This window comes from Streptococcus sp. DFI.7.26 (genome assembly GCF_022240605.1).
Classification (GTDB): domain Bacteria; phylum Bacillota; class Bacilli; order Lactobacillales; family Streptococcaceae; genus Streptococcus; species Streptococcus xiaochunlingii.
In genome coordinates this window covers 1-25203 of sequence record NZ_JAKOGN010000001.1, presented here as the reverse complement: position 1 = coordinate 25203, position 25203 = coordinate 1, and the positions used below count along the sequence as shown (strand labels likewise).

Genomic DNA, 25203 nt, shown 5'->3' with positions numbered 1-25203 from the left:
TGGGACAAAAGTCCTAGCCTCTCAATTGTCTTTGGATTATCGAGCAAGACGCAGTGGTTGAATGGGCTCTACTACGCTGATTTCATCAGCTTTTACAGCCCTACTCAACTGTGCGGAGGTGGGACGACGAAATCGAATTCTAACGAATTACCGATTTCTGTCCCTCTCTCTATGAATGTTCATCACGTGATGTGAGGGGTAGATAAAGAGTGATTTTCGTATAGCTATTAGGCTTAGAATCAATCTCCATATGATAGCTAGTCCCAAACTGTAACCGCAAGCGTTGATCCACATTTTGCAAACCAACGCCTCCTAGCCGAAGAAGGGTTTGGTCTGTCGACTCAGACAAGGCAAAGCCTCGTCCATTATCGTAAATCGTCAGGACCACTTGTTCTTCTCTGATTTCCGAAGTGACTCGTATCATGCCCGGCCGATCCATCTCCTTGATGCCGTGATAGATGGCATTTTCCACTAAGGGTTGTAGAACCAGTTTTGGAAGCTGATAATCTCCCAACGTCCCCTCTTCAAAAATTTCATAATTCAACTTATCTCCATAGCGTTGTTTCTGAATGAAGAGATACTGGCGCACATGGTCTATTTCGTCCTGAAGCCTAATTTGTTCCTGTCCTTGATTGAGAGCAAGGCGGAAATATTTGGCTAGGGACTTAGTCAAGTCAACCACGCGCTGACCATCATTAAACTCAGCCATCCAGACAATGGTATCCAAGGTGTTATAGAGGAAATGAGGATTGATTTGGGCTGAAAGAGCTCGCAGTTCATAACGTCGTGCGTTTTGTTCCTCTTCTTTAACCAATTGCATAAGGTTTTCAATTTGATCCAACATACGGTTAAAGGCTTGAGCAAGATCTACCAATTCGGGCGATCCCTTGGTAGTTGCCCGTAAGTGGGAATCACCAGCTCCTATTTTCAGAATGACAGCCTGCAAGTCTTGTAGGGGTTTAATCCACAAGCGCAGAATGAACCAGATTCCCATCCAGCACATGATGAGGACGAGAACTCCTAAACCTATAAAGGAATAGAGCATTTGCGACTGAAGCATCTGGAGACCTTCCAGAGAAGCCACTCCAATTAAGGTCCAATCACTCTCTGGTATAGCAATTTGGTAGACAAAGTTCTGCCCCTTTTGGGCATAGCCATCCTTGACAGCAATATAGGGTTGCATGGCCTGCATTTCCCGACTGGAAGAATAGACTGTCTTTTTAGGATGGTAGACAAATTCATGCTTCTGATTGACGATGAAACTAAAGCCTTTTTTGCCTAGTTGGAGATGATCCAGATAAGCCTCTAGACTTTGATAACCAATATCTAGGCGTAAAACTCCTAGATTTTGACCAGAAGCATCCACCACTTCCTGGGTGATAGAAATCACCCACTTGTCCTTCTCTGAAGACAAGGATTCCTTCCGGGCCGGCGTCAAGACTGGAATGGCCCTCTCCTTGATAGCTTCCTGATACCATCTTTCGTTCATCATATCCGATGAGGTTTGCATGCTAATTTGAGAATCCGTAGCAACGAGGCGTCCATCCTTAGTCACCAAGACAGCCGAAACCAGATCTGGGTCTGTCTCAATAATGGTTCGCATCAGACTTTGAACGGCTTCTGGGCTCACCTCCTTGTCTTGAGCAAACTGACGAACGGTCTCTTCTTTACTAAGAACCGAGGTGGTCTGCTTCAATTTTTTCAGATAGGAGGTGATAAACTGACTACTCTGGTCGATACTATTGCGGGTTGTCCGCTCTGTCAGTTGGCCAATGGTTGCTGAGCTAGTTTGATAGTATAGACTACCGACCAAACCCAAGAGTAAGAGAATGAAGACAAATACATAGACAATCAGCTGAATCAGCAAAGGGTATCGTTTCATTCATGCTCTCCTTTTTTGTATTGTCTTGGGGTTACACCGACTACTTGTTTAAAGCGTTGAGAAAAATAGTTCATATCCTCAAAGCCAACCTGATCTGCAATCTCATAAATCTTGAGATCGGTCGTCAAGAGTAAAAGTTTGGCCTTTTTCATCCGTTCTTGGATCAAGTATTCTTGAAAAGGGAGGCCCAATTTTTTCTTGATTAGAACACTCAGATAAGAGGGACTAAAACCCAGTTGAGAAGCCAAATCCTTGAGGGTCAATTGGGAATCCGCTAAGCGGGAATGAATAGCCTCTTCCAACTCTGTCGAATGACCCTGATCCACCAAGGTTTCAACCTGGGCTTTCTTTCGTTCCTCGTCTAGCTTATTCTTTACTTTCCCCAACATCTCTTCAATATCTGCTTTTGAAAAGGGCTTGAGGAGATAGTCATCTGCTCCGAGTCGAATGGCTTTCCGAGCAAACTCAAAATCATCATAGCCTGTTAGAAAGATGATATGGCAGGAAGGAGCTTTCTCTCGGACCAGTTGGGCCAAATCTAAGCCATTCATCTGTGGCATATTGATATCAGTCAATAGAAGATCAGCTGGTTGTGCTTGAAATTTTTCCCAAGCTATTCGCCCATTCTCCGCTTGGTCAATGACCTTCATCCCAAACTGTTCATAATTCACTAGAGAAGTCAGTCCCTGCCGAACCAGCTCTTCGTCTTCTACAATCATGATTGAATACATGTGTTTCACCTACTTACCCTTATTATACTCATTATATCAAAGTAGGTCGCAAAAAGTCTCAGACATAGTCCAACAAATAGCCGTAGCCCTTTTCCACCATCTCTGCTTTAGGGATGAATTTGATTGACAAGCTATTGATGCAATAACGAAGTCCACCTTTTTCCTTAGGTCCATCAGTAAAGACGTGGCCTAGATGGGAATTTCCTACTCGACTCCGAACCTCTGTCCGAGTCATATTGAAACTCTTATCTTCCTTGTAGGTTGCCACATCCGGACTGATCGGTCGGCTAAAGCTTGGCCAACCACAACCAGAATCAAATTTATCTTTTGAGGAGAAGAGAGGCTCTCCTGTTACGACATCCACATAGATGCCCGCTTCAAACTTATCCCAATAGCGATTAGAAAAAGCACGCTCTGTATCATTCTCTTGCGTCACTGCATATTCTTCGGGCGATAACTTCTTCTTGATCTCTTCATCGCTCGGTTTTGGATAGCGACTAGCGTCAATAACTGGATAAGAAGCTTGATTCACATCAATGTGACAATACCCATTCGGATGTTTCTTTAGATAATCCTGGTGGTAGTCCTCCGCCTTGATGAAATTAGTCAGTGGCTCTTTTTCCACCGCTAACGGTTTGTCGTATTTTTTTGCTACCTCTTCAAAGACTTGGTTAATAGTTGGAAGGTCTTCTTGAGAGACATAATAGACACCTGTTCGGTATTGAGTTCCTTGATCATTTCCTTGACGATTCTTCGACGTTGGGTCGATAATCCGGAAATAATGCAGGAGCAATTCTTTCAGAGATACCTGCTTGACATTGTAAGTGATATGAACTGTTTCAGCATGGCCTGTTTGAGGGACTAATTCATACTTGGTGGTATCCCCTTTTCCATTGGCATAACCTGATTCGGCATCAATGACACCCGGAACACGGGAAAAATACTCTTCCACACCCCAGAAGCAACCACCAGCTAGATAGATTTCTCGTTGGTCTTCTGGATTGACTTTTTCTTCCTGCTTTTTGTTTGCTACTGGTGTCTGACTCATGGACGCTTTTTTGATCTGCTCAGTCGTCGCATCTGATGTATCCAAGGCCATGGATCCTTTGACAAGGAAAAAGATTCCAAAACAAAATAGCCCCACTAAAAGAATGGAAATGAGTTTCCATTTTGTTTCCATTTTATGCCCTCCTTACTTCATTTCTTTTAGAGTCTGGACGATGTCTTCCTTGCTCATATAACCGATATGGGTCTTAGCGAGAGTTCCATCGCTTGCAATAAAGAGTGCCGATGGATAAGAACGAATCCCATACTCTTGTAGCAGTTCCCCTTTACTATCTAGCAAGACTGGGAAATCCTTGTAATCCAAAGACTGGTACCAGTTTTTGAAATCTGCTTCTGATTTTTCACCATTAAAAGTTGGAGCCACAACGGATAAGACCACATAATCCTTACCCGCCTCTTCTTTTGCCAACTCATTGGTATCCTCTAATGTCGATAGGCAAATAGAGCACCAGGAAGCCCAAAATTTGAGGTAAACTTTCTTTCCCTTGTAATCAGATAAGCGGTAGGTCTTACCGTCTACTCCTTGCAGGTTAAACTCTTGAACCTTCTTTCCAGCTTGCTCTGAAGATCCCGTTGTGGATGTCTGCTTAGTCTCACTTTTGTTGGATGATTCCATTCCTTGGTTAGAGCAAGCCCCCAAAAGTCCAGTACACAAGAATCCTGCAGCTACTAAAGCTAATTTCTTCATCATTATTACCTCTTTAAACAAGGAGAAAGTCATCCTCAGATGACCTCTCCCTTCTTTCATTAGTTGTCTGATTTCATATCAGATGATTCACTCTTTTCATCTTTCATTTCTGAATCGCTAGATTTCATCTCATCTTTTTTCATGTCGTCCTTCATTTCAGAACTGCTGTCAGACATCATAGATGAATCTTTCATGTCTTCTTTTTTCATTTTATCATCGGACATGGACGAATCCTTCATGTCATCCTTCTTCATATCGTCCTTCTTCATCATACTACTATCGTCCGTTTTTTTCATGTCTGAATCTGATTTCTGTCCAGAACAAGCTGCTAAAGTGACGATGCTAAGTGTAGCAATAGAAAGTGCAAGAATTTTTTTCATGATTTTTCTCCTTTAATCATTCAAGATTAGTGAAACAGGGATGCGAGGCTATTAAGATTTCCTAGCATCAGCAAGATGCCCATCAAGATGATGAGGGCACCACCAATTTTTTTCAAGGTTCCCATATGGGGCTTGAGTTTAGCAAAATGTTGTAGAACCCAGCTAGAAGCCAAGGCCAAAAGCAAGAAAGGCAGAGCCAAGCCTAATGTATATACCAGCATCAGGAGAGCGCCTTGCAATGCACCATCTCCTCCAGAAGCTGCAATGGCTAAAACAGAGCTCAAAACTGGTCCGACACAAGGGGTCCAACCAAAACTGAAGGTGACCCCTATCAGAAAAGCATTGAAGAATTCATTGCGTTTTTCGTCCTTCTTCAGTTGGATACTCTTTTGTTTTTGGAGTTGCTGAAGATTGATGAGGCCCATCTGATGGATTCCCAATAAGATGACAATCCCTCCTAGTAGGTAACGGAACCAGGGAGCATAAAGCACCTGGCCAAGGGCCCCTGCACCGTATCCTAGAATCAGGAAAACAGTTGATAGACCTGCGATAAAACAAAGAGTCTTCACCAGGCCATACCAAGAAATGTCTCTTCCAAAAATACGCACCGTTTTTTCATGCTCAGAATCCAATAGAATCCCTACATAGACTGGCATCAGTGGCAAAATACACGGGGAGAAAAAGGATAGAACTCCCGCTAAGAATACTGAAATGGAAAACAAACTGGTTTGAATCATTTCACTACCTCCCTTTCTTTCTGACACCAGTATAAAGAAAAAATCCCTCTAAAAATAGAGAGATTGATAAGCAAAAACTTGAATTTAATTAGAAGGTGAATGTTCCCCTCTGCTAACACGATGTCATACGTGCAAGTACGAAATTTGTCAAACAAGCTACTTTAATTCTTTTTCAAATAGTCAATGGCATCCTGCAAGGTTTTGACAGGAACAATTTTCATCTTGGTTTTAATTTTCTTAGCTGTTTCTACCGCTTCGTCGTAGTTGCTCTTGGCATTCGGATTGTTCTTTTTGACTTCTTCTGTCACTGGATTATCAGGGGCAAAGAAGATTTCAGCACCAGCGCGATCTGCTGCTACGACTTTTTTATCCACTCCACCGATATCTCCGACAGTCCCATCATGGTTAATGGTCCCTGTCCCCGCGATATGGCGTCCCTGACGAAGGTCTGGATCCGCTACTTGGGTATAGATGGACAAACTAAACATCATCCCGGCACTTGGACCACCGATGCCAGCTGTCGCAAATTCAATCGGTACATCACTCTTCACTTCTGTCCGGTCAATCAAGCTAATCCCAATCCCATTCTTGCCATTGACCAACTTAATAATCTTTCCTTCAGCAGTCTTGGTCTGGCCATCTTCTGTGTAGGTCACTGAGACCTTGTCCCCAATTTTTTGGGAACCAACATACTCGATGAGCTCTTTTGAGCTCTTGAAGGTCTTGTCATTCACAGCCGTAACCGTGTCCGCAATTTTTAAAACGCCTTTGAAGGTAGAGTCTTCTGCTACTTGCATGACATAAACACCGAGGAATTCCATCTCTGTCTCTTTTCCAGCCGTTTTCAGTCCTTGGTATTTGGCAGTATTTTGAGAGGTTTCCATATAAAATTGATTGATCCGGAAAAATTCCTCACTGGAACTGCCACCTGTCATTTCTTTTTCAGAGTAGATATCTGTAAAAGGAGTCACCCAGGCATAGACTATATCCGAGAAGGTCGCTTGCTTGACAGCAACAGTGACAAAATCATACGAACCGGATGCTTCATCATTTTTCTGGTTGACGCGCATGACTTGGCGAATATCCTCGGAACTTCCTGGCATTTCCAGATAATAGGGTAGGGGAACAAAGAAAGCTAGCAAGGCCAAAATCAGAAGCAGGGTCCCAATCATCGGCCAACGATAAGTTCTCCACACACTATCTTTTTTGCGCACAGGTTCAAATGGGCTTTCTGGTAGCTGAGCCCTTGGTTTCTCAAATTCTTTCATTCGTTTTATTTCATCTCCTTTATAACACTCTCTGGGACATAGGCACTGACATCCTGCTGGAAGGTCAGCAACTCGCGAATTCTCGTCGAGCTCAAGGCCTGATACTGGGGCTGGGCACAGAGATAGATGGTCTCAAGCTCTGGAGCCAGCTGGTGATTGAAGTAGTCCATATTGCTTTCATAGAGGAAGTCCTGACTATTGCGCAACCCTCGGACCAAACTCGTCACCCCATACCGTCTAGCCACCTCTACTGCCAACTCTGCCTCTGCGGTGATGACTCTTACATTGGGCAAATGAGCCACTGCTTCTGTCACCATGGTTTCCCTTTGCTCAATGGTAAAATAGCCCTTCTTCTCATGATTAAAGAAGATGCCGACATACAAGTGATCAAACAAGCAACTAGCCCGCTCTATCAAATCCAAGTGTCCCAAGGTCATTGGGTCAAATGAACCTGTAAATAATCCGATTTTATCTGACATAAACCGTCACCTTACTAATTCCGTAGATTTTTTCTTTCCAGATTCCTAGACAAGCAATCTCCTCAGGCAAGTCCACTGCCTTGTCTGTCTCACAGACGACCATGACTTCTTCTCCAAGTAAACCACGTTCAGCCAGGGCCTCAATATCAGCTACGATCTGCTCCTTGACATAGGGAGGATCCAGGAAAATGAGATCAAAGGCCCCCTGCAATTGGCCGAGAGCCTGGTGAGCCTCCATCTTCAGCAATTGAAACTTGTGGCTTTCCTTGGTCATTTGGATATTGCTAGCAATAATCCCTTGGGCTCTGCGATCTTTCTCGACCAAGACAGCCTGCTCCATCCCCCGAGACACCGCCTCGATAGACAGACCACCTGAGCCAGCATATAAATCCAAGACCCGCCCCCCATCAAAATAAGGACCAATCATATTAAACATGGCCCCTCTCACCTTATCTGAAGTGGGCCTCGTTGTCTTTCCTTCGAGCGTCTTAAGAGGACGCCCTCCATAGGTACCTGATACAATCTTCATAGAGATTATTATATCAAAATTTGGATAAAAGATACAAAAACACCCACCTCTCCCATCTGATATCCGCTTAAGTTAAATCCCTTTCGCTGCTAAAGAAAAATCCTCTCACTTTTCTCTTGAAGTCCGAATTTTTTTTTGCTATACTATACGTAACTTTTAAAACGTTACATAGGAGAATGCAGATGTTTGATGCAAAAAAATTAAAAGACCGGCGACTTGAGCTGGGCCTGACCCAAGCCCAGGTCTACGAATCCTTAGAGATTAGTCGCAAGACCTACTCTAGTTGGGAGAATGGCTTAGCAGAGCCACACGATAAAAATCTCAGGAGGTTGGCCAAGCGCCTCTCCGTTAAAGAGGACTACTTTGTCGACAAGAGCTCAGCGCTTTTCACCTACCCTTTACTAACCCCACCCCATCAGAAAAAAGTCGATCTCTTGGCCAGCCAACTCTTAGCAGAGCAAGAAAAGGTCGTCTCTTTGATCCCTTACCGCGTCCTCTCTATCGACTTGGCAGCTGGACATGGTCATACCTTTTATGACAATGAGACTGACTACGAGACCGTCTATTTTGACCAAGAGATCCAACACGACTTTGCCTCTTGGGTTTCTGGAGATTCTATGGAACCAAGCTATCCAAACGGTTCCGTCGCCTTGATGAAACAGACTGGATTTGACTATGATGGAGCAGTCTACGCCCTCATGTGGAATGGGAAGACCTATATCAAAAAAGTCTATCGGGAAGAGGAGGGCCTCCGCCTAGAGTCCATCAATCCAGCCTATGATGACCTCTTTGCCCCCTACGAAGATGAACCCAAAATCGTCGGTATCGTGGTCGGCCATTTCCTCCCTCTGGAGGTTTAGACATGCTTTTTGATTATTCACGTGAGCCCAGGTCTGATATTGCTTTTGTGGATATGAAAAGTTTCTATGCCAGCTGTGAATGCGTCCGCCTCGGCCTCAATCCTTTGACTACTTCTCTTTGTGTCATGAGTCGGAGTGACAATTCTGCTGGCCTCATCTTAGCCAGTTCCCCCGTTTTTAAGCAGGTCTTTGGGAAGAAAAATGTCGGGCGGAGCTATGATTTGCCCTTCGATCTCAAGACGAGGAAATTCGATTACTACCTGGCCCGTAAGCAAGGCCTGCCGACGGATCCAGCCTTTGTCCACTATATCGAAAGCTGGGCCAAGCGCACCTTTATCGTGCCCCCTCGCATGAATGCCTATATTCAGGTCAACATGGAAATCCAGCAAGTCTTTCAAGAATTTGCTGCTCCAGATGATATCTATCCCTATTCCATTGATGAGGGCTTTATTGATTTGACCAGCTCTCTCAACTACTTTATTCCTGATCCTCAGCTGGACCGACGCTCCAAGCTGGATCTTCTTTCTGCTCGTATCCAAAAGCGCATTTGGCAGCAAACTGGGATCTATGCTACTGTCGGGATGAGCAATGCCAATCCCCTACTGGCCAAACTGGCCCTGGACAACGAGGCCAAGCACCAGAAAACCATGCGGGCTAACTGGTCTTACGAAGATGTCCCCAGTCGAGTCTGGCAGATAAAAAAACTGACCGATTTCTGGGGGATCGGCCATCGAACAGAAAAACGCCTGAACAAACTAGGCATTCACTCCATCTATGAACTGGCCCAGGCCAATCCAGACCAGCTCAAAAAAGAATTTGGAGTCATGGGCGTCCAGCTCTGGTTTCACGCCCATGGGATCGATGAAAGCAATGTCCATCGTCCCTATCGACCAAAGTCTCACGGTCTAGGAAATTCGCAAATCCTTCCCCGTGACTACCACCGCCAAAGCGATATTGAACTGGTCTTTCAGGAGATGGCTGAGCAAGTTGCTATCCGCTTGCGTCGGGAAAAGAAAAAGACACAATTGGTTTCCATCCACGCCAGCTACTCCAAGCAAGAACAGCTCCCCTCCATCCACTGCCAGCGAAAGATTGAAGCGACCAACTCTACCGCTCAATTAGCCAAGGAAGTCATCCAGCTCTTTCGCTCCCACTACCAGGGAGGAGCCATCCGGCAGATCGGAGTCTTTTATGGGAAGCTCGTGGAGGAGAGCTTCCAGCTGATCTCCCTATTTGATGACCCTGAGCAAACCCAAAGAGAAGAAGCTCTCCAAGAGACCATTGACCACATCCGTGACCGATTTGGCTTTGCTTCTCTACAGAAGGGATCTGCCCTATTAGAAAATTCGCGCGCTCTGGCTCGAAGCAAGCTGACCGGAGGCCACTCTGCAGGAGGTTTAGATGGCTTAGCATGATTGATCGTTCTTATCTCCCCTATCAGTCGGCACGTGACTTCCAAGACCGGGGCATGGCCAAGTGGGCTGGCTTCTTCCTCTCTGAGCATTCGACGGCCTTACAAACAAACCAGCTCTCTCTCGAAGAGCTTCGCCTCCTCTCAAACCAAGAAATCCGTCACCTCCTCAAGCAGGCTTATCAGCAAGAGACCTCCCTCTCCCTCTCTACCCTCCAGGACAATCAAGTCGCCGTCTACTACGGTCAGGTCTATACCTTAAGCCCTTCGGAAGTCCTCATAAAAAATGGCCAGCACTATCACTCTCTCCTTCTTTCGACTATTTTTTCTATTGAACCAGGAGATTCTAGCTATGAAACCAGCCCAGAATAAACACGAACTCCAATTCGATTATTTTTCAGACAATTACCAGCAGTTCGAGCACGATTTTTACCGATTGGCAACGACTGCGACCCCCTTGGTCTTTTTAGAAGATGACCTGCTGAGATCCATGTCGACAGGCCAGCGCAACTATTTCAGACTCCACCATACCCAGAGTCGCGACCACCGTGACCACTACTTTCACTTTCGCGTTTCCACCCATCCCCAATCCCCACTGACACGGATTTATACCTACCTAGGCCACAGTCCCACCACAGAATACAAATCAACCTCCTAGAAAACTAGGAGGTTCTTTTATCATGTGTATGAAGAAGCTTTCGCAACCCAACCAATCGCATCTTCAGGAGGATTGTCCACATCGATCCAGATGAATTCCATACCAATTTCACCGTTTTTGAATTTGGATTAATTCTTTAATTGCTTCTTTCAACCAATTTCTGATACAATGAAAGAGGAGGAAAATCATGTCAAAAAAAATTATTCACGTTGTTGCAGCTGCCATTGAAAAAGATGGGAAAATCTTTTGTGCTCAGAGACCTGAAGGAAAAAGCTTGGGAGGCTTTTGGGAATTTCCAGGCGGAAAATTAGAGGCAGGGGAATCTCCTGAACAAGCGCTCATTCGTGAAATACAGGAAGAATTAAATTCTGAAATTGAAATTATCTCCTTTGTGAACGAGGCCTCCTATGATTATGATTTCGGGACTGTCGTTATGAAAACCTATCACGCCAAGTTACTCTCAGGAAACCTAGAGTTGTTAGAACACCAAAATTCTACTTGGCTAGCACCAAATAAATTAAAATCGCTTAACTGGGCACCTGTCGATCGTCCAGCTGTAGAATTATTAACAAATAAATAAGAACATGGCTTAATGCCATGTTCTTATTTATTTGTGATGTAACGATAAAGCGTATCTGAGATGGGTTTCTCTAACTTAAATTGCATTGTTACAATACTTTCATTACCTTTTTCTAACGGACGAATCATTTCTTTTACCGAGGAAGGAATCAAATTCAAATTTCCTAGATAGTAGAACTCGCCTCCTTCAGCATCATCTTTGATAACAAATAATTTTATATCTAGACCAGTTGTGGGAGAGGATACAATCGCTTTTACATCCGGAGACATCAATGTACGTTTATTCTTTGAAAACCATTTTAATGTCGTTTCGTTTAAAAGTTCATCTTCATACTTAATAGTATCATTGATTTCATCATTTTTATGATATGTAATAAAAATTGGACAAGAATTCGTTCCCTTATCAATTTTGTATCCACCAATATTCAATGGTGGTTCATCCTTGGCCCAATTAAGCAATTTTGCAACATCTCGACGAGAGTATTTTTGACCAATCGTAAACGTATCTGGATACTCCAAAGATTTAATAAGTCCTGCCTGAATAATATCTTCAATAGCTATCCTATATTCAACCTTCTTTAATAACTGAACAAATTCTTCTTGTAAAAAATATATAGAACCCCGGCAAATAAGCAGTGGGCTAGCCCCAAATTTCTTTACCTCTTGTGCCTTAAGAAAAGTAAGAGTTAAAACTGATTCGACTGAAGCAATCGTTGCTTTATCAAAAGGCAGATTCCTTTCTTGAAGAAGGTTAATAAAATCTTGTTTTACTACTTTTCCATATTTAATCAATTGATCTAATAGGAGGAGCTCGTGCTTCCGTTTACCAGATAATAGCTCAAAGGTCAAAAAATTCAACCATTTTGCTTCATTTTCTGATAAGACTAGCTTATTTTTAGAAAATTTGTTTAAAACATCCACATAATTTTTAAAGCTAGTATTTTCAAAGAATACTAATGGATCGATACTATTGTAGTTCAAGTAATCAACTAAAAGAGGACTTCGACCTAACTTATTTTCCAGATCCGTGTATGCTTCTTGTAAAATTTTCAAATTGGATAAGGAAGTATTAGTGATGGACTTAAAGATTTGTTCCTTAGCTACTTCTTCAAAATTGATGGTCGTCAATCCTTTTAGAATATTTGGTTCTCGAAGCTCTCGACGATAATTATCTTTATTCATCGATTTATCACCAAACAAAGCAATAGGAATTAGATAGTTATTCTTGTAATTTCCGATAAAATCGATAATGGTCACATATTCTTTGCTTTCATGCTTCCGTAGTCCTCGACCTAACTGTTGTACGAAAACAATGCTAGATTGAGTATTCCTCAACATCACAACCTGATTGACCGATGGAATATCAATTCCTTCGTTAAAAATATCTACTGTCAGAATGTAGTCTAGTTCTCCTTTTTCTAGTTGGGCAACGACTTCATTCCGGGTCTCCATATTATCTTCACCTGTTAAGGCTCGACATCGTTTTCCCTTTTGGTTCAGTTTAGAGGCTAAGTCATGGGCTTCTTGCTTAGAAGAACAGAACATCAAGCCCTTCACTTTCTCTCCACTAACTCCATAAAAATCAATCTTTTTTATAATATGCTTCACACGCTCTTCGGATGTTAAGTTCGCAATCGTAGTTTTCTCATTAATTAACTGTCCTTCGACTTCGATATCCTTTACCCCAAAATAAATAAAGGGGCAAAGCATATCATTATCCAAAGCATCTTGTAAACGGATTTCATAGGCGATATTATAATCAAATAGTTCATAAATATTTTGCCCATCAGTTCGTTCGGGAGTAGCTGTCATCCCTAAAAAGAATTCTGGTTGAAAATGTGCCATCACTTTTTTATAAGAATCAGCACCAGCCTTATGAACTTCATCAATCAGAATATAGTCAAAATAATCTCTTGAAAATAGGCCTAAATGCTGCTCACGTGATAGAGTTTGAATAGTGGCAAAGACATATTTTTTGCCCGTCAAATCAGCCCCAGAGTGATAAATAAGAGCTTCTGCATCAGAAAACTGCAAGACCTTTTGAAAATCCGTTAGCGATTTCTGTAGAATCTGCTCACGGTGAACAATGAAAAGCATTCTTTCTGGCTTAAACTGTTGAACATCAAAGGCTGATAGAAAGGTCTTTCCTGTCCCAGTGGCACTGATGACCAAAGCCTTCTTTTTCCCAGAATCACGAATCGCTTGCAAGCCTTTTAAGGCATCCTTTTGCATTTCGTTAGGACTAATCGTTTCACTCTGATATTGAGCCGTTTTCTCTTCGCGAATCTGATCCACTAGAATGACATTCTGACGTCTTCGCGCATAAGAAGCAATCTTTTCATCTGTCAAAAGATCAGACTTCTCCCAAATCTTGTCAAATTCAGCTTTAGTAGCTCGAATAAGCTCGCCATTATGGGTAGATGTCAATTTAATGTTCCACTCATAATTGATTTTGAGAGCATTGTGGGTCAGATTCGAACTACCCGAAATCAATACCTGCCTTCCCTCATGCTCAAAGAGATAAAACTTGGCATGCATCTGCAAACTCTCCGGAGTCAATCGGACTTCTACATTCTCTAACTTGAGTAATTCTTGCATCGCAACTGGATCATTAAAATCAAGATAAGGAGAAATCAGAATCTTACCTTGGATTCCTTTATCCATCAAATCAGACAATTGCGACTTAATTAAGGCAATCCCAGACTGTGTAATAAAGGCTACGGATATGTAAAATGTCTTGCACTTGCTCAACTCCTCTTGCAAATCCGTCAAAACATATCGTTTCATTTCATGATCGTTGATCAAAATCTGCGGTGAATATCCACCCTCTTGATACTGGACATTATCCACAAACCCATATTTTAATGATTTAATAAGAGTATCTTGAAATAAAGTTACGCCATCTGGCATAGATCGTCTCTTTTCTACCGTTATTTAATAGTTTCATTATACCAAAAAAACACGGCATTCCGCCGTGTTTCTGTGTTTATTTCGCCAACTTCTTCATCTCATCAATACGAGCGACGGTCGCGTCGTATTTAGCTTGGTAGTCGGCTTGTTTGTCGCGTTCTTTTTGGACAACTTCTGGTTTGGCATTGGCTACGAAGCGTTCGTTAGATAGCTTCTTACCGACCATATCCAGTTCTTTTTGCCACTTAGCCAATTCCTTATCGAGACGAGCCAGTTCTTCTTCGACATTGAGGAGGTCTGCCAGTGGCAAGTAGATTTCTGCTCCAGTGATGACGCTTGACATCGCGAGTTCAGGTGCAGGGATGGTTGATGCAATTTCCAAGTGCTCTGGATTTGTGAAGCGTTTGATGTAGTTGACATTGCTGTTAAAGAAGGCTTCCAAGTCGCTATCGCTAGTCTTCACAAGGATGGTGATTGGCTTGCTTGGAGCTACATTTACTTCAGCACGCGCGTTACGAACAGCACGGATCAAGTCTTTGAGGCTTTCGACACCAGTGTGGGCAGCAAGGTCTTCAAAGGCTGGGTTAACAGTAGGGTATTCTGCTGTAACGATAGAGCCTTCTGAGATTTGTCCAAAGATTTCCTCTGTCACGAATGGCATGATTGGGTGGAGGAGACGAAGGATCTTGTCCAAAGTATAAAGGAGAACAGAACGTGTGATGACTTTCTCTTCTTCGTTATCGCTATAAAGGACTTCCTTGGTCAACTCAACGTACCAGTCCGCAAACTCGTCCCAGATGAAGTTGTAGAGGATGTGACCAGCTACACCAAACTCAAACTTATCAAAGTTGGCAGTTGCTTTTCCGATAGTTTCATTGAGGTTGTGGAGAATCCAGCGGTCTGTGACATTTCCAGCTTCCTTGTTAACAACTTTTTCCACATTAGCAGTTGCTTGCTCAAGGGTCAAGCCTTCATTGTTCATGAGGATGTAGCGAGAGATGTTCCAAATCTTGTTAATGAAGTTCCATGAAGCATCCATTTTCTCGTAAGAGAAGCGCACATCTTGACCTGGTGCAGAACCGTTTGAAAGGAACCAACGAAGGGCATCAGCACCGTATTTTTCGATAACATCCATTGGGTCAATCCCGTTTCCAAGAGATTTAGACATCTTGCGTCCTTGCTCGTCACGAATGAGACCGTGGATCAAAACGTTTTGGAATGGCTGACGACCAGTGAATTCCAATGATTGGAAGATCATACGAGATACCCAGAAGAAGATGATGTCGTAACCTGTTACCAAGGTTGAAGTTGGGAAGTAACGTTTGAAGTCTTCTGAGTCAACATCAGGCCAGCCCATAGTTGAGAATGGCCAAAGGGCAGAACTGAACCACGTATCCAAGACGTCTTCGTCCTGAGTCCATCCGTCACCTTCTGGAGCTTCTTCGCCAACGTACATTTCACCCTCAGCATTGTACCAAGCAGGGATTTGGTGACCCCACCAGAGCTGACGAGAGATTACCCAGTCATGGACATTTTCCATCCATTGGAGGAAGGTATCGTTGAAACGAGGTGGGTAGAATTCTACCTTGTCCTCAGTGTCTTGGTTGGCAATGGCATTTTTAGCCAATTGGTCCATCTTGACAAACCATTGCGTAGACAAGCGTGGCTCAACCACAACACCTGTACGTTCTGAGTGACCAACGCTGTGAACACGTTTTTCGATTTTAACGAGGGCACCGATTTCTTCCAACTTGGCAACGACTGCCTTACGAGCTTCAAAGCGGTCCATACCAGCAAATTCAAAGGCCAAGTCATTCATCGTTCCGTCATCGTTCATGACGTTAACTTGTGGCAAGTTATGGCGTTGACCAACTAAGAAGTCGTTTGGATCGTGGGCAGGCGTGATTTTCACGACACCAGTACCAAACTCAGGATCAGCATGCTCATCCCCAACGATTGGAATCAATTTATTAGCGATTGGAAGGATAACATTTTTACCAATCAAGTCCTTGTAGCGTGGGTCTTCTGGATTGACCGCAACCGCAACGTCCCCAAACATAGTCTCAGGACGAGTGGTTGCCACTTCAAGGGCGCATGAGCCGTCTTCCAGCATGTAGTTCATGTGGTAGAAGGCACCTTCAACATCCTTATGGATCACCTCGATATCAGAAAGGGCTGTGCGAGCTGCTGGGTCCCAGTTGATGATAAACTCACCACGATAGATCCAGCCTTTCTTGTAAAGGTCCACAAAGACCTTACGAACAGCTTTTGACAAGCCTTCGTCAAGCGTAAAACGCTCACGAGAGTAGTCTACAGAGAGCCCCATTTTGCCCCATTGTTCCTTGATAGTAGTGGCATATTCGTCTTTCCATTCCCAGACTTTCTCAAGGAATTTTTCACGACCGAGATCATAACGGCTGATGCCCTCGCCACGCAAGCGCTCCTCAACCTTAGCCTGAGTGGCAATCCCAGCGTGGTCCATCCCTGGAAGCCAAAGTGTATCAAAGCCTTGCATGCGTTTTTGACGGATGATAATATCTTGGAGAGTCGTATCCCAAGCGTGACCGAGGTGGAGTTTCCCAGTTACGTTTGGTGGTGGAATGACGATTGAATAAGGCTTAGCTTTTTGATCGCCTGAAGGTTTAAAAACATCTTCGTCCAGCCATTTTTGGTAACGACCAGCCTCAACCTCGGCTGGATTGTATTTAGGTGAAAGTTCTTTAGACATGTGTGTTCTCCTTTTATTCTGTTAAATAATAATATTTACCGTCTTTTGATATTATTTTAGTTTCTTTTTCGAGTAAATTCTCAGTTGTATTTTTTATGTCAAGTGAATTGTCTAATTGTTTATTAATTTTTGAAATTATAGGTTCAGGTACTCCATTATATCTCAAATCATTGAAAACCATTGCAGGGAGCCCGAACGCAAATGCCTCAAGTCCTTGCTTAACATACCTCTTTTTCTTTAGATCAATTTCAAATTGTTTGATCTTGCTCTTATGCCAATTAACTAGCTGATTTCTGGCCCCGGTAGATTGTTTTATATAATTATTAAAAGATGAATAACAATATTCAGAAGATGTCATCCCCATATTAAGTAAATATACTAATCGCCCAATTTCTTCCAAAATTGAAAGCAAATATTGTTGGTAAGTTATTAATTTATCAAATTCATGAATATTATCTCTATATTGTTCAAAATCATTACTCTTATTCTTAGAAACTAGATTTTCAATAGACAAATTAACTTGCTGTAATAGCTCAGTTGCTTCATCCTCATGTCGACTTAGACTGTCTAATGTTCGTTTTCTTATTTCTTCATTCTCAATAATCTCCGCATTAAATTGAGAAATTTTTCCAACTTTGCTTATCAAAGATAAAATTCTAGCTTTAAACTCCATTTGTTGGAAATCAGCTATCTTATCCAAGCTTCCAAGCATTTTTTCCATTTTATCATTGATTTCAGACATATAATATTGTCCTACAACCATCGAAGCTACATTCATTACAGTCGCAGTTGTATCAGCCATCATTTTGGCATCATCATTTTTAATAGGCACTAGATTTGCTTGACCAGCAAGCCGACCATTCACACTGTAACCAGCCCTAAAAGCTCCAGGTAAATCTTTGGACTTATAAAGTTTTGCTCCTTCTGGAAAAATGACCTGAAAAACATTTTTATTTTCTATTTGCTTTATATGTTCAATAACTTTTTTATCAGCAAACTGCTTGTATCCATTAACTAATTGAGGAACTAATTTATTAAGTCTATTGATAACTATTTTGTCAGAAATCTCATGTACTTTATCCTGTTCAACACTTACATCTTCTGGCAAAATTTCAAATTTAGGCATTAGAGATAAAAAATTACTATTACTTTCTGATATATCAGAATTTATCACTGGGATTACTTCTTTAGAAATATCAGAAGTGACTTTTTTCTTTTTACGAGTTTTATAAAAATAATAAACTAAAAAGCCAAAACTTAAAGTAATAATCCAATCTACAATTATTTTTTCCATTCAAAATCACCTATTGAATTTTCCCACTCACTCTTCAGCAAGCCATATCTCAAATCATCACAGCGGTTGCCTTGAGCATCTTTGCGGTCTCTTATGCGAGCTTCGAGGGTAAAGCCAAGTTTTTCCGCGACTCGTTGACTTTGAAGGTTGTAGCCAAAGCAAGACAATTCTACCTTATGAAGCCCCAGTTCTTTAAAAGCCAGATCAATCAAGGCACGCGCTGCTTCTGGCACATAGCCTCGCCCCCAATAGTCTGGGTGCAAGGTATAGCCAATCTCCAGCACATCGTCTTCGTGGCGATGATTGAAGTCGACAGAACCAATGACTTTATCGGTTCCTTTGACCACAATTCCATAGCCAGCTGGGAGATTGTCCTTTTCATTGCGCTCAGGAAGGATATGCTCTAGATAATAAATCTCATCTTCCAAGTTCTTGACGGGTGGAAAACCTGCTAGGTAGGAGACTTCTGGAAGACTAGCGTAAGCATATATGTCCTCTGCATCAGCCACTGTTCGGACTCGTAAGACTAGACGCTCCGTTTCGATTCGTTCTGGCAACTCTGCTCTTGTCATTTTCCTCCCTCGCTTTCTACAAAAAATCGTCCCTGTCATCAATCTGACAGGGACGAATATGTTTATCCGCGGTACCACCCAATTTCGGGCAACGCCCGCAACTCTCGTCTTTTAAACAAAAAGATATTTTTATTTCAATTTTTCATCCATTAGCTACCAGTTTTGACACATTTGTGGACTTCTCAGCACCGCCACTTTCTGTATAATGTGGGACTCAAAACACCTCTAACAGCTTCATTTTATCAAGTTTTCCTGGAAATAGCAAGAAATCACAAAAGTGATTATTTAAACTTGACACCAAGTTCTTGCAATTTTTTGATAGTAGCTGGGCCGATTCCTTTAAGGGCCAACAACTCTTTCTCTGTCCAGTTTGCAAAGTCCGCAACAGAGCGAATACCTTCATCATAGAATGTTTGCGCACGATCTAGTGCTACACCTTCCAAGCTTGCAGCGAATTCTTCTACTGAAGAAGCTGCTTGTTTCACTTCTTTCGCTACTGCTTTTGCTGCTTTTTCAACTTTCTTAGGTGCTTCTTTAACAGCTGCTCCTACAGTTTCGACAGCTTTTTTCAAAAGATGTCTATTTTGATGTTTGTATTGTTTCGCACGGTTAACGTTCTTCTTTGCCATTTTTCCTCCTACGTATCCAGTGATCAATCCCTAAGGCAACAAGGTTTCATCACCAATATTACTTTCGATAATTCGTTGATGTGTGTTCAACTTTTTTATTGTAACACAATCCCTCGAAAAATCAAGTCATTGCACTATTTTCAGCCCAATCCAGCCAGTAAAAGGCCTTCACAAAGAGCTTTTAATAGGTTCTCTCTCCAAACAAGCCATCTGGAAGATCGTGGAACCCTTTCCCCTCGTGGTAGTTAGCAAACTTCCCTTGAAGGAATTGATAGGCATCCAAGCGACTCTCGTAGCGGATCATAGCTTCCTTGGCCCGCTCGTCCTGATCTTCTTCATAGACCTTCTTGCTTTCTGTCAGGGCCATCTCATTGATCATGACCTGGGTCTTGATCCAGGCCTCAAATTCTTTCATAAATTCTTTTTCGTAGCTCATTCTTACTCCAATCCTCTATAAAATTCACTATCGATCTCCCGATAGGGTTGGATATCCTGGACATATTCCAAGACACCTTGAAAATCTCCTGCTTCATCACGCACTGCCGCATAGGTGACATGGACAAATTTCCCACGTGATTCGGATTTGAACCACATTTCGTACTTGTCTTTTTTCCCTTCTCGAAGCCCCTGCATGATGGCTTTGACCTTCTCCAAATATTTTGGCGGGTGACACAATTCGACATTGCGTCCTACCTGCGACGGCGTCCTTTTGAAGATCATCTCCTCAAAGGTCGCTGCATCATTGTAATACTGAAAGATATCATCCTTATTGACAAAGGTGATCTCCATCGGTAGATGGTTCAAGATCAAATTCGCCTGCTCCACCGATAAAAATCCATGGCCAAAAGCTTGTGGTTGCTGGCGGTCGGAGCTCTCTTCTTTTTTCTTAGGCGTGAAGGTTATGGTCAATTGTCCCTCAGGAGTCTCAATGACCTGACAGTGCTCATCTCCATTTGAAGAAGGAAGTGCTTCAGTTGAACCTTCTGACTCTCTTGCTCCTTCTTCCTTGAAGTCCACGCGTTTCGGCACCCATTTCTCACTCGGAATGATAATAGCATAACCATATGCATCGCTTTCTTCCGCAATGGAGAGCCAATCATCCTGGCTAAAAGCCTCCAGCAAAATCATCAAGAGGATCGATTCTTCCTTGAAGATCATAGCCTCAAACTCTTGCGCAAAGGCTTCAAAGCGCTCTTTGACTTCAGAAATACCAGAATCCTGTAGTTTCTTGGCTGCGTCCATAGCTTTCGCAAAGAGTTCTCGAATCTGGTCATCCACTCCCCACATGACTTTAGGGGGGGAATCATGCCCATAGCGCTCCATAATGGGGAACATCAACTCTTCCTTGCGACGGTAATGCCGATCAAATTGACCCACCAAGCCCAACTGACGCAAGAGGCCTTTGTGAATCTCCTGGATCATCTCAGGATCCTCCGTCGTCTCATAATTATCCAGCAAGCGACGGACCCGCATCATAGCGGCCCGAAGGGCTAGATTCTCCTGTTTAAAAATCTGAACCGGATGACCTGGATGATCGGTATCTGTTACTTCAACCCCTTGTACAGCGTTCTTAAAGAGATTAGCATGGACATCGCACAGCTCCATGACATCCTCAAAGGTGATACCTGCATCGGAATTCATCAGTTCATGTTCCATGAGGGAAATCTCAATCGCAGACACCCCGCTAAAGGTCGCATCAAAGCGTTCCTGAACCGACTCAGGAGAAGCTCCATGATGAAGGTCTAATAAGATATCTCTTAAGACATGAATTCGTTCATCACTCATTAGTCTAGCCCCACTACTTCATAGCCATTGGCCTCTAGTGTTCGTACAATCTTCTCCATAGGAGTGCCTTCTAATTTTGATCCTTGTTTCAAGGAAACCTTGCGCCCAACTGTATTGCGCATGATCGGATTGGCTAAGGGTTTAAAGCCCAACTCCACCAACAAGTCCAATACTTCCGGATGTTGATCAATGACTTGAGCAACGGGAATCGATACATCAATTTTATTGTCCATCTTTCACACTCACATTCTTCTCTCATCTAAGATCTTTGGAATCTAACGCTCCTCCTGGGAGAGCTCCTTGGCCCTCTGATTGGCCTTTTCATACATGATTTGCCAAATATCCACTGTTGATCCCTATTTGATTAAGCTTTCTTGACCAATTTCACAACAGCCTCTGTCCGAGCTGTATGGGGAAACATATCCACTGACTGGATGTAGACGACATCATACACCTTGGTCAAGTCCACGAGGTCCCGCGCCAGGGTGGAAACATTGCAAGAAACGTAAACCATCTTTTGAGGGGCATAGCGCAACAAGGTGTCAATCAATTGAACCCCCAGTCCTGTACGTGGTGGATCCACAATGACTGCATCTGCCCGATAGCCTTCCTTGTACCAACGAGGAATAATTTCCTCAGCCGTCCCAGCTTCATAGTGGGTATTAGCAAACCCCATCTGCTTAGCATTGTACTTGGCATCCTCAATCGCTTCAGGGATAATGTCCATCCCCCGGACACTCTTGACCTTATCCGCAAAGGCAAAACCAATGGTCCCAACCCCGCAGTAGGCATCAATCAAATGATCCTCTGGGGATACATCCAAGGCCTTGACAGCTTCACTATAGAGGACTTCTGTCTGCTCAGGATTTAACTGATAAAAGGCCCGAGGAGACAAGGAAAATTCATAATCCAAGACCCCTTCTCGAATGGTCTCCTGTCCCCAAATAATCTGTGTCTTCTCTCCATAGATCTCGCTGGATTTAGAGGTATTCAGATTGACTGCCACCGTCACAATTTCAGGGTGTTTTGCTACTAGATCTGCCACCAAGTCTGTTAAATTAATCTGCCGACTCGTCACCACGATCATTTGGACCTGTCCAGTCTTACGAGCCCGGCGCACCATGATGGTTCGAACTCCCAATTGCTTCCGATCATCTGAAATCGGAATCTGGTAGTAGGTCAATAACTCCGCTACATGGTTAGCGATTTCCTGAATGACCGGATCCTGGACCAGACAGTCCCTTAATTCCACCAAATAATGGGAATTTTGGGCGTACAAACCAGCCTTGACCTGCCCCTTAAATTTACGCGTCTGAAATTGAAGTTTGGCCCGATAATACTGTGGTTTTTCCATCCCAAGCGTCGGACGGATCAGATAATTTTCATACCCCTTAGGAGCATATTTTTTCAAGGCCTGCTGCAGCAAGTCCGTTTTGAACTCCAACTGCTTGCTGTACTTCAGATGCATGATCTGGCAGCCCCCACAGGTCTCATAGATATCACAGGTTGGCGTTACCCGATACTTGGAAGCCTTGTTGACAGACAAGAGCTTGGCTTCTGCAAAGTTCTTTCGAATCGCAGTAATTTGGCAAAAGACATCTTCGCCCTTTAAAGCCCCAGGCACAAAGACTAAGGTCTTCTTGTAAAAGCCAATCCCTTCTCCATTAATTCCCATTCGCTTGATTTTCAAAGGAATTCTTTGTTTAACTTTTAGATTCATATGTCTATTATACCATGTAGTTTCTCATTCGTTTAGAATATGATAAAATTGAAAAGAAAAACAAGGAATTACAGGCCATTTCTCAATAAGAATACGAATAATATAGAGAGAAAGACTGATTATTTACTGCAATAAAACTCAAACGAAACAGGAATCCTATGAAAATTACCAAATTAGAAAAGAAAAAACGTCTCTACCTTCTAGAGCTGGATCAAGCCCAATCCCTCTACATTACAGAAGACACCATCGTCCGCTTCATGCTCTCACGAGACAAGGAAATTAGCCAGGAAGAACTCAAGGAAATCCAAACCTTTTCCCAGCTCTCCCATGCTAAAAATTTAGCCCTCTACCACCTTTCCTTTAAAGCTCGTACAGGTCGCGAAGTTCGCGACTACTTAGCCAAGCATGAAATTGACGAATCTACCATTGAAACCGTCATGAACACCCTAAAAGAAGACAAATGGATCGATGACTTGGCCTATACTCGTGCTATCTTTCAATCCAATCACCTCTCAGGTGACAAGGGACCCTATCTCCTCAAGCAAAAGCTCATTCAAAAAGGTGTCTCTTCCCACTATATTGATCAGGCCACCTCAGAATTTGATTTTTCCGAAGTAGCTCAACGAACTGCCCAAAAACTAGCTAAGCAATACGTTAAAAAACTTCCACCAAGAGCCTTAAAAGATAAAATCACACAAACTCTCATCAATAAAGGCTTTAGTTATGAAGTTGCTAAAGAAGCCTATCACCAATTAGACATCGAGCAAGATGAAGAACAAACTCTCGACCTGATTATGAAGGAAGTGGAAAAACAGTATCAGAAATACTCACGAAAATATGAGGGCTACGAACTCAAACAACGCCTCACCCAAGCTCTTGCTCGCAAAGGGTATGACTACTCAGACATTTCTACAGCTCTTCAAGAATTCCTTTAAATAAAAATACATGAAAATCCCTTATTTTCATGAAAATATGATACAATATAGAGGATGTACTTAGATTGTAGAAAGTTGGTAAGTTATGAAACTACCTAAAGAAGGCGACTTTATTACAATTCAAAGTTATAAACATGATGGAAGTCTCCACCGAACTTGGCGGGACACCATGGTACTAAAAACTACGGAAAACGCACTTATCGGCGTCAATGATCATACTCTCGTCACAGAGAGCGATGGTAGAAGATGGATTACAAGAGAGCCAGCAATTGTCTACTTTCATAAGAAGTACTGGTTCAATATCATCGCTATGATACGAGATAATGAAGTATCCTATTATTGTAATCTTGCCAGTCCATATTATATGGACCAAGAAGCACTAAAGTATATAGATTATGATCTTGATGTCAAAGTCTTCCCAGATGGTGATAAGAAACTGCTGGACGTTGAAGAATACGAACAGCACAAACGCAAAATGAACTATTCAGATGACATTGACTTTATCCTAAAAGAAAATGTCAAAATCCTTGTAGACTGGATTAACAACCAGTTAGGTCCATTCTCTGAGGAATACATTAAAATTTGGTACAACCGTTATGTTGAACTGCGAAATAAATAAAGTTGGAAAGAGCGAAAGCTCTTTTTTTTCGAACTTAATACTTGCAATATCCAAGTAAAACAAGTACTATGTACTTAATAAAAATAGGAAGGGAGACACTATGGCGTTTACAAATACAAGAGGTCGCTATGCAAGTTTTGGAGTCATGACCAGCTTACCAGATGATATTATCGATAGTTTCTGGTATGTCATTGATAACTATCTCAAACACGTTTACCCCTTAAATTCTGTTTTAAAATTTGAACTGATCAATCGCAAAGGAAAAACAACCCTGCGCTTCAGTCAAAAAGACTTCCCCTTAGAAATCGCTGTTGATTTCCTTATTCCTTTCGACCCTTACTACCCAAGACAAGTCAGAATCGTTGATAACAAAGGACGAGAAACCATCATGTTAATTGACGAATACCAACTGTTATAATGAAAAAAGGCCTGATGGCCTTCTTTTGTTATAACAAAATAAAAAAGGTCACATGACCTTTCTACAGTATCGGGAAGACAGGATTCGAACCTGCGACACCTTGGTCCCAAACCAAGTACTCTACCAAGCTGAGCTACTTCCCGAACTAAAGCTTACGCTTTATGCACCCTAGAGGAGTCGAACCTCTAACCGCCTGATTCGTAGTCAGGTACTCTATCCAGTTGAGCTAAGGGTGCTCGTTCTTATTCAATTCTTACACAGTCTTGCGACCATGCACCCTAGAGGAGTCGAACCTCTAACCGCCTGATTCGTAGTCAGGTACTCTA

General features: G+C 42.6%; 26 protein-coding genes and 2 tRNA genes. 8 read left to right on the top strand and 20 right to left on the bottom strand.

Features of this window, described 5'->3' with window-relative positions; all coding sequences use genetic code 11:
- Window positions 1-169 precede the first annotated feature (169 nt).
- The 9 genes from L0M85_RS00140 to rsmD form a co-directional block, all read right to left on the bottom strand.
- Window positions 170-1882 carry a sensor histidine kinase gene (locus L0M85_RS00140; RefSeq protein WP_238655995.1) on the bottom strand — a complete coding sequence of 571 codons (1713 nt, stop codon included), beginning with the start codon at window positions 1880-1882 and terminating at the stop codon, window positions 170-172.
- Window positions 1879-2613 carry a response regulator gene (locus tag L0M85_RS00135; RefSeq protein ID WP_073689115.1) on the bottom strand — a complete coding sequence of 245 codons (735 nt, stop codon included), beginning with the start codon at window positions 2611-2613 and terminating at the stop codon, window positions 1879-1881. The genes L0M85_RS00140 and L0M85_RS00135 overlap by 4 nt, the downstream gene beginning before the upstream one ends.
- Before the next feature lie 58 nt (window positions 2614-2671).
- Window positions 2672-3793, bottom strand: a complete 1122-nt coding sequence (gene msrB / locus L0M85_RS00130) for a peptide-methionine (R)-S-oxide reductase MsrB (protein ID WP_125329696.1) — start codon at window positions 3791-3793, stop codon at window positions 2672-2674.
- A gap of 12 nt (window positions 3794-3805) precedes the next feature.
- Window positions 3806-4366 (bottom strand): redoxin family protein, encoded by a 561-nt coding sequence (locus L0M85_RS00125; protein ID WP_125335598.1) that lies wholly within the window; start codon window positions 4364-4366, stop codon window positions 3806-3808.
- A gap of 59 nt (window positions 4367-4425) precedes the next feature.
- Entirely contained in the window at window positions 4426-4746 is a 321-nt protein-coding gene (locus L0M85_RS00120; RefSeq protein WP_125335200.1) for a hypothetical protein, read from the bottom strand.
- Window positions 4747-4772: 26 nt separating this feature from the next.
- Complete coding sequence (gene ccdA2 / locus L0M85_RS00115; RefSeq protein WP_070589647.1) at window positions 4773-5483, bottom strand: thiol-disulfide oxidoreductase-associated membrane protein CcdA2; 711 nt, start codon at window positions 5481-5483, stop codon at window positions 4773-4775.
- A gap of 161 nt (window positions 5484-5644) precedes the next feature.
- On the bottom strand, window positions 5645-6679 hold the full coding sequence (locus L0M85_RS00110) for a SepM family pheromone-processing serine protease (protein WP_342751244.1): 1035 nt from the start codon (window positions 6677-6679) through the stop codon (window positions 5645-5647).
- A gap of 77 nt (window positions 6680-6756) precedes the next feature.
- Window positions 6757-7230: a pantetheine-phosphate adenylyltransferase gene (gene coaD / locus L0M85_RS00105; protein ID WP_238655993.1), complete on the bottom strand. Its 474-nt coding sequence runs from the start codon at window positions 7228-7230 to the stop codon at window positions 6757-6759.
- Window positions 7220-7759: a 16S rRNA (guanine(966)-N(2))-methyltransferase RsmD gene (gene rsmD / locus L0M85_RS00100; RefSeq protein ID WP_238655991.1), complete on the bottom strand. Its 540-nt coding sequence runs from the start codon at window positions 7757-7759 to the stop codon at window positions 7220-7222. Before rsmD ends, coaD begins: the two co-directional genes overlap by 11 nt.
- 182 nt (window positions 7760-7941) lie before the next feature.
- Between rsmD and L0M85_RS00095 the strand changes: the two genes are divergently transcribed.
- The 5 genes from L0M85_RS00095 to L0M85_RS00075 all read left to right on the top strand — a co-directional run bounded on the left by L0M85_RS00095 (window position 7942) and on the right by L0M85_RS00075 (window position 11268).
- Window positions 7942-8619 (top strand): XRE family transcriptional regulator, encoded by a 678-nt coding sequence (locus L0M85_RS00095; RefSeq protein ID WP_048715816.1) that lies wholly within the window; start codon window positions 7942-7944, stop codon window positions 8617-8619.
- Window positions 8620-8621: 2 nt separating this feature from the next.
- The gene (locus L0M85_RS00090) at window positions 8622-10034 is read left to right on the top strand and encodes a Y-family DNA polymerase (RefSeq protein WP_238655989.1); all 1413 of its coding nucleotides are present in this window, start codon (window positions 8622-8624) and stop codon (window positions 10032-10034) included.
- Window positions 10031-10402 carry a hypothetical protein gene (locus tag L0M85_RS00085; protein WP_238655987.1) on the top strand — a complete coding sequence of 124 codons (372 nt, stop codon included), beginning with the start codon at window positions 10031-10033 and terminating at the stop codon, window positions 10400-10402. The genes L0M85_RS00090 and L0M85_RS00085 overlap by 4 nt, the downstream gene beginning before the upstream one ends.
- A complete protein-coding gene (locus L0M85_RS00080) occupies window positions 10383-10688 on the top strand; it encodes a DUF5960 family protein (RefSeq protein WP_238655985.1) in 306 nt (101 codons plus the stop codon). The genes L0M85_RS00085 and L0M85_RS00080 overlap by 20 nt, the downstream gene beginning before the upstream one ends.
- Window positions 10689-10875: 187 nt before the next feature.
- A complete protein-coding gene (locus L0M85_RS00075; protein WP_238655983.1) occupies window positions 10876-11268 on the top strand; it encodes a (deoxy)nucleoside triphosphate pyrophosphohydrolase in 393 nt (130 codons plus the stop codon).
- 23 nt (window positions 11269-11291) lie between these two features.
- Here L0M85_RS00075 and L0M85_RS00070 read toward each other — a convergent pair whose 3' ends face one another.
- The 9 genes from L0M85_RS00070 to rlmD all read right to left on the bottom strand — a co-directional run bounded on the left by L0M85_RS00070 (window position 11292) and on the right by rlmD (window position 22905).
- Entirely contained in the window at window positions 11292-14177 is a 2886-nt protein-coding gene (locus L0M85_RS00070) for a DEAD/DEAH box helicase (RefSeq protein ID WP_238655981.1), read from the bottom strand.
- Window positions 14178-14253: 76 nt separating this feature from the next.
- Window positions 14254-16905 carry a valine--tRNA ligase gene (locus L0M85_RS00065; protein ID WP_238655979.1) on the bottom strand — a complete coding sequence of 884 codons (2652 nt, stop codon included), beginning with the start codon at window positions 16903-16905 and terminating at the stop codon, window positions 14254-14256.
- Between the two features lie 13 nt (window positions 16906-16918).
- A complete protein-coding gene (locus tag L0M85_RS00060) occupies window positions 16919-18199 on the bottom strand; it encodes a hypothetical protein (protein WP_238655977.1) in 1281 nt (426 codons plus the stop codon).
- Window positions 18187-18771, bottom strand: a complete 585-nt coding sequence (locus tag L0M85_RS00055; RefSeq protein ID WP_238655975.1) for a GNAT family protein — start codon at window positions 18769-18771, stop codon at window positions 18187-18189. Before L0M85_RS00055 ends, L0M85_RS00060 begins: the two co-directional genes overlap by 13 nt.
- A 281-nt stretch (window positions 18772-19052) precedes the next feature.
- Window positions 19053-19400, bottom strand: a complete 348-nt coding sequence (locus L0M85_RS00050) for a helix-hairpin-helix domain-containing protein (protein ID WP_048789067.1) — start codon at window positions 19398-19400, stop codon at window positions 19053-19055.
- A 181-nt stretch (window positions 19401-19581) separates the two neighbouring features.
- Window positions 19582-19836: a DUF1912 family protein gene (locus L0M85_RS00045; protein ID WP_006596820.1), complete on the bottom strand. Its 255-nt coding sequence runs from the start codon at window positions 19834-19836 to the stop codon at window positions 19582-19584.
- A 2-nt stretch (window positions 19837-19838) separates the two neighbouring features.
- Entirely contained in the window at window positions 19839-21185 is a 1347-nt protein-coding gene (locus tag L0M85_RS00040) for a DUF438 domain-containing protein (protein ID WP_238655973.1), read from the bottom strand.
- Window positions 21185-21418 (bottom strand): DUF1858 domain-containing protein, encoded by a 234-nt coding sequence (locus L0M85_RS00035; RefSeq protein ID WP_006596822.1) that lies wholly within the window; start codon window positions 21416-21418, stop codon window positions 21185-21187. The genes L0M85_RS00040 and L0M85_RS00035 overlap by 1 nt, the downstream gene beginning before the upstream one ends.
- A 131-nt stretch (window positions 21419-21549) precedes the next feature.
- The gene (gene rlmD / locus L0M85_RS00030; RefSeq protein ID WP_048715840.1) at window positions 21550-22905 is read right to left on the bottom strand and encodes a 23S rRNA (uracil(1939)-C(5))-methyltransferase RlmD; all 1356 of its coding nucleotides are present in this window, start codon (window positions 22903-22905) and stop codon (window positions 21550-21552) included.
- 158 nt (window positions 22906-23063) lie between these two features.
- Here rlmD and recX point away from each other — a divergent pair, with 158 nt between their 5' ends.
- The 3 genes from recX to L0M85_RS00015 all read left to right on the top strand — a co-directional run bounded on the left by recX (window position 23064) and on the right by L0M85_RS00015 (window position 24877).
- On the top strand, window positions 23064-23840 hold the full coding sequence (gene recX / locus L0M85_RS00025) for a recombination regulator RecX (RefSeq protein ID WP_238655971.1): 777 nt from the start codon (window positions 23064-23066) through the stop codon (window positions 23838-23840).
- Between the two features lie 85 nt (window positions 23841-23925).
- Window positions 23926-24459 carry a DUF402 domain-containing protein gene (locus L0M85_RS00020; protein ID WP_006596828.1) on the top strand — a complete coding sequence of 178 codons (534 nt, stop codon included), beginning with the start codon at window positions 23926-23928 and terminating at the stop codon, window positions 24457-24459.
- A 100-nt stretch (window positions 24460-24559) separates the two neighbouring features.
- Window positions 24560-24877 (top strand): DUF960 domain-containing protein, encoded by a 318-nt coding sequence (locus L0M85_RS00015; RefSeq protein WP_048690403.1) that lies wholly within the window; start codon window positions 24560-24562, stop codon window positions 24875-24877.
- A gap of 69 nt (window positions 24878-24946) precedes the next feature.
- Here the strand turns inward: L0M85_RS00015 and L0M85_RS00010 are convergent.
- Window positions 24947-25020 (bottom strand) — tRNA-Pro (locus tag L0M85_RS00010).
- A 19-nt stretch (window positions 25021-25039) separates the two neighbouring features.
- Window positions 25040-25113: transfer RNA gene (locus tag L0M85_RS00005), tRNA-Arg, on the bottom strand.
- Window positions 25114-25203 lie beyond the last annotated feature (90 nt).

Excerpts from the sequence above, each read along its gene's own strand:
- L0M85_RS00140 (WP_238655995.1), bottom strand. The coding sequence starts at position 1,882 with ATGAAACGATACCCTTTGCTGATTCAGCTGATTGTCTATGTATTTGTC.
- L0M85_RS00135 (WP_073689115.1), bottom strand. The coding sequence starts at position 2,613 with ATGTATTCAATCATGATTGTAGAAGACGAAGAGCTGGTTCGGCAGGGA.
- msrB (WP_125329696.1), bottom strand. The coding sequence starts at position 3,793 with ATGGAAACAAAATGGAAACTCATTTCCATTCTTTTAGTGGGGCTATTT.
- L0M85_RS00125 (WP_125335598.1), bottom strand. The coding sequence starts at position 4,366 with ATGAAGAAATTAGCTTTAGTAGCTGCAGGATTCTTGTGTACTGGACTT.
- L0M85_RS00120 (WP_125335200.1), bottom strand. The coding sequence starts at position 4,746 with ATGAAAAAAATTCTTGCACTTTCTATTGCTACACTTAGCATCGTCACT.
- ccdA2 (WP_070589647.1), bottom strand. The coding sequence starts at position 5,483 with ATGATTCAAACCAGTTTGTTTTCCATTTCAGTATTCTTAGCGGGAGTT.
- coaD (WP_238655993.1), bottom strand. The coding sequence starts at position 7,230 with ATGTCAGATAAAATCGGATTATTTACAGGTTCATTTGACCCAATGACC.
- rsmD (WP_238655991.1), bottom strand. The coding sequence starts at position 7,759 with ATGAAGATTGTATCAGGTACCTATGGAGGGCGTCCTCTTAAGACGCTC.
- L0M85_RS00095 (WP_048715816.1), top strand. The coding sequence starts at position 7,942 with ATGTTTGATGCAAAAAAATTAAAAGACCGGCGACTTGAGCTGGGCCTG.
- L0M85_RS00090 (WP_238655989.1), top strand. The coding sequence starts at position 8,622 with ATGCTTTTTGATTATTCACGTGAGCCCAGGTCTGATATTGCTTTTGTG.
- L0M85_RS00085 (WP_238655987.1), top strand. The coding sequence starts at position 10,031 with ATGATTGATCGTTCTTATCTCCCCTATCAGTCGGCACGTGACTTCCAA.
- L0M85_RS00080 (WP_238655985.1), top strand. The coding sequence starts at position 10,383 with ATGAAACCAGCCCAGAATAAACACGAACTCCAATTCGATTATTTTTCA.
- L0M85_RS00075 (WP_238655983.1), top strand. The coding sequence starts at position 10,876 with ATGTCAAAAAAAATTATTCACGTTGTTGCAGCTGCCATTGAAAAAGAT.
- L0M85_RS00070 (WP_238655981.1), bottom strand. The coding sequence starts at position 14,177 with ATGCCAGATGGCGTAACTTTATTTCAAGATACTCTTATTAAATCATTA.
- L0M85_RS00065 (WP_238655979.1), bottom strand. The coding sequence starts at position 16,905 with ATGTCTAAAGAACTTTCACCTAAATACAATCCAGCCGAGGTTGAGGCT.
- L0M85_RS00060 (WP_238655977.1), bottom strand. The coding sequence starts at position 18,199 with ATGGAAAAAATAATTGTAGATTGGATTATTACTTTAAGTTTTGGCTTT.
- L0M85_RS00055 (WP_238655975.1), bottom strand. The coding sequence starts at position 18,771 with ATGACAAGAGCAGAGTTGCCAGAACGAATCGAAACGGAGCGTCTAGTC.
- L0M85_RS00050 (WP_048789067.1), bottom strand. The coding sequence starts at position 19,400 with ATGGCAAAGAAGAACGTTAACCGTGCGAAACAATACAAACATCAAAAT.
- L0M85_RS00045 (WP_006596820.1), bottom strand. The coding sequence starts at position 19,836 with ATGAGCTACGAAAAAGAATTTATGAAAGAATTTGAGGCCTGGATCAAG.
- L0M85_RS00040 (WP_238655973.1), bottom strand. The coding sequence starts at position 21,185 with ATGAGTGATGAACGAATTCATGTCTTAAGAGATATCTTATTAGACCTT.
- L0M85_RS00035 (WP_006596822.1), bottom strand. The coding sequence starts at position 21,418 with ATGGACAATAAAATTGATGTATCGATTCCCGTTGCTCAAGTCATTGAT.
- rlmD (WP_048715840.1), bottom strand. The coding sequence starts at position 22,905 with ATGAATCTAAAAGTTAAACAAAGAATTCCTTTGAAAATCAAGCGAATG.
- recX (WP_238655971.1), top strand. The coding sequence starts at position 23,064 with ATGAAAATTACCAAATTAGAAAAGAAAAAACGTCTCTACCTTCTAGAG.
- L0M85_RS00020 (WP_006596828.1), top strand. The coding sequence starts at position 23,926 with ATGAAACTACCTAAAGAAGGCGACTTTATTACAATTCAAAGTTATAAA.
- L0M85_RS00015 (WP_048690403.1), top strand. The coding sequence starts at position 24,560 with ATGGCGTTTACAAATACAAGAGGTCGCTATGCAAGTTTTGGAGTCATG.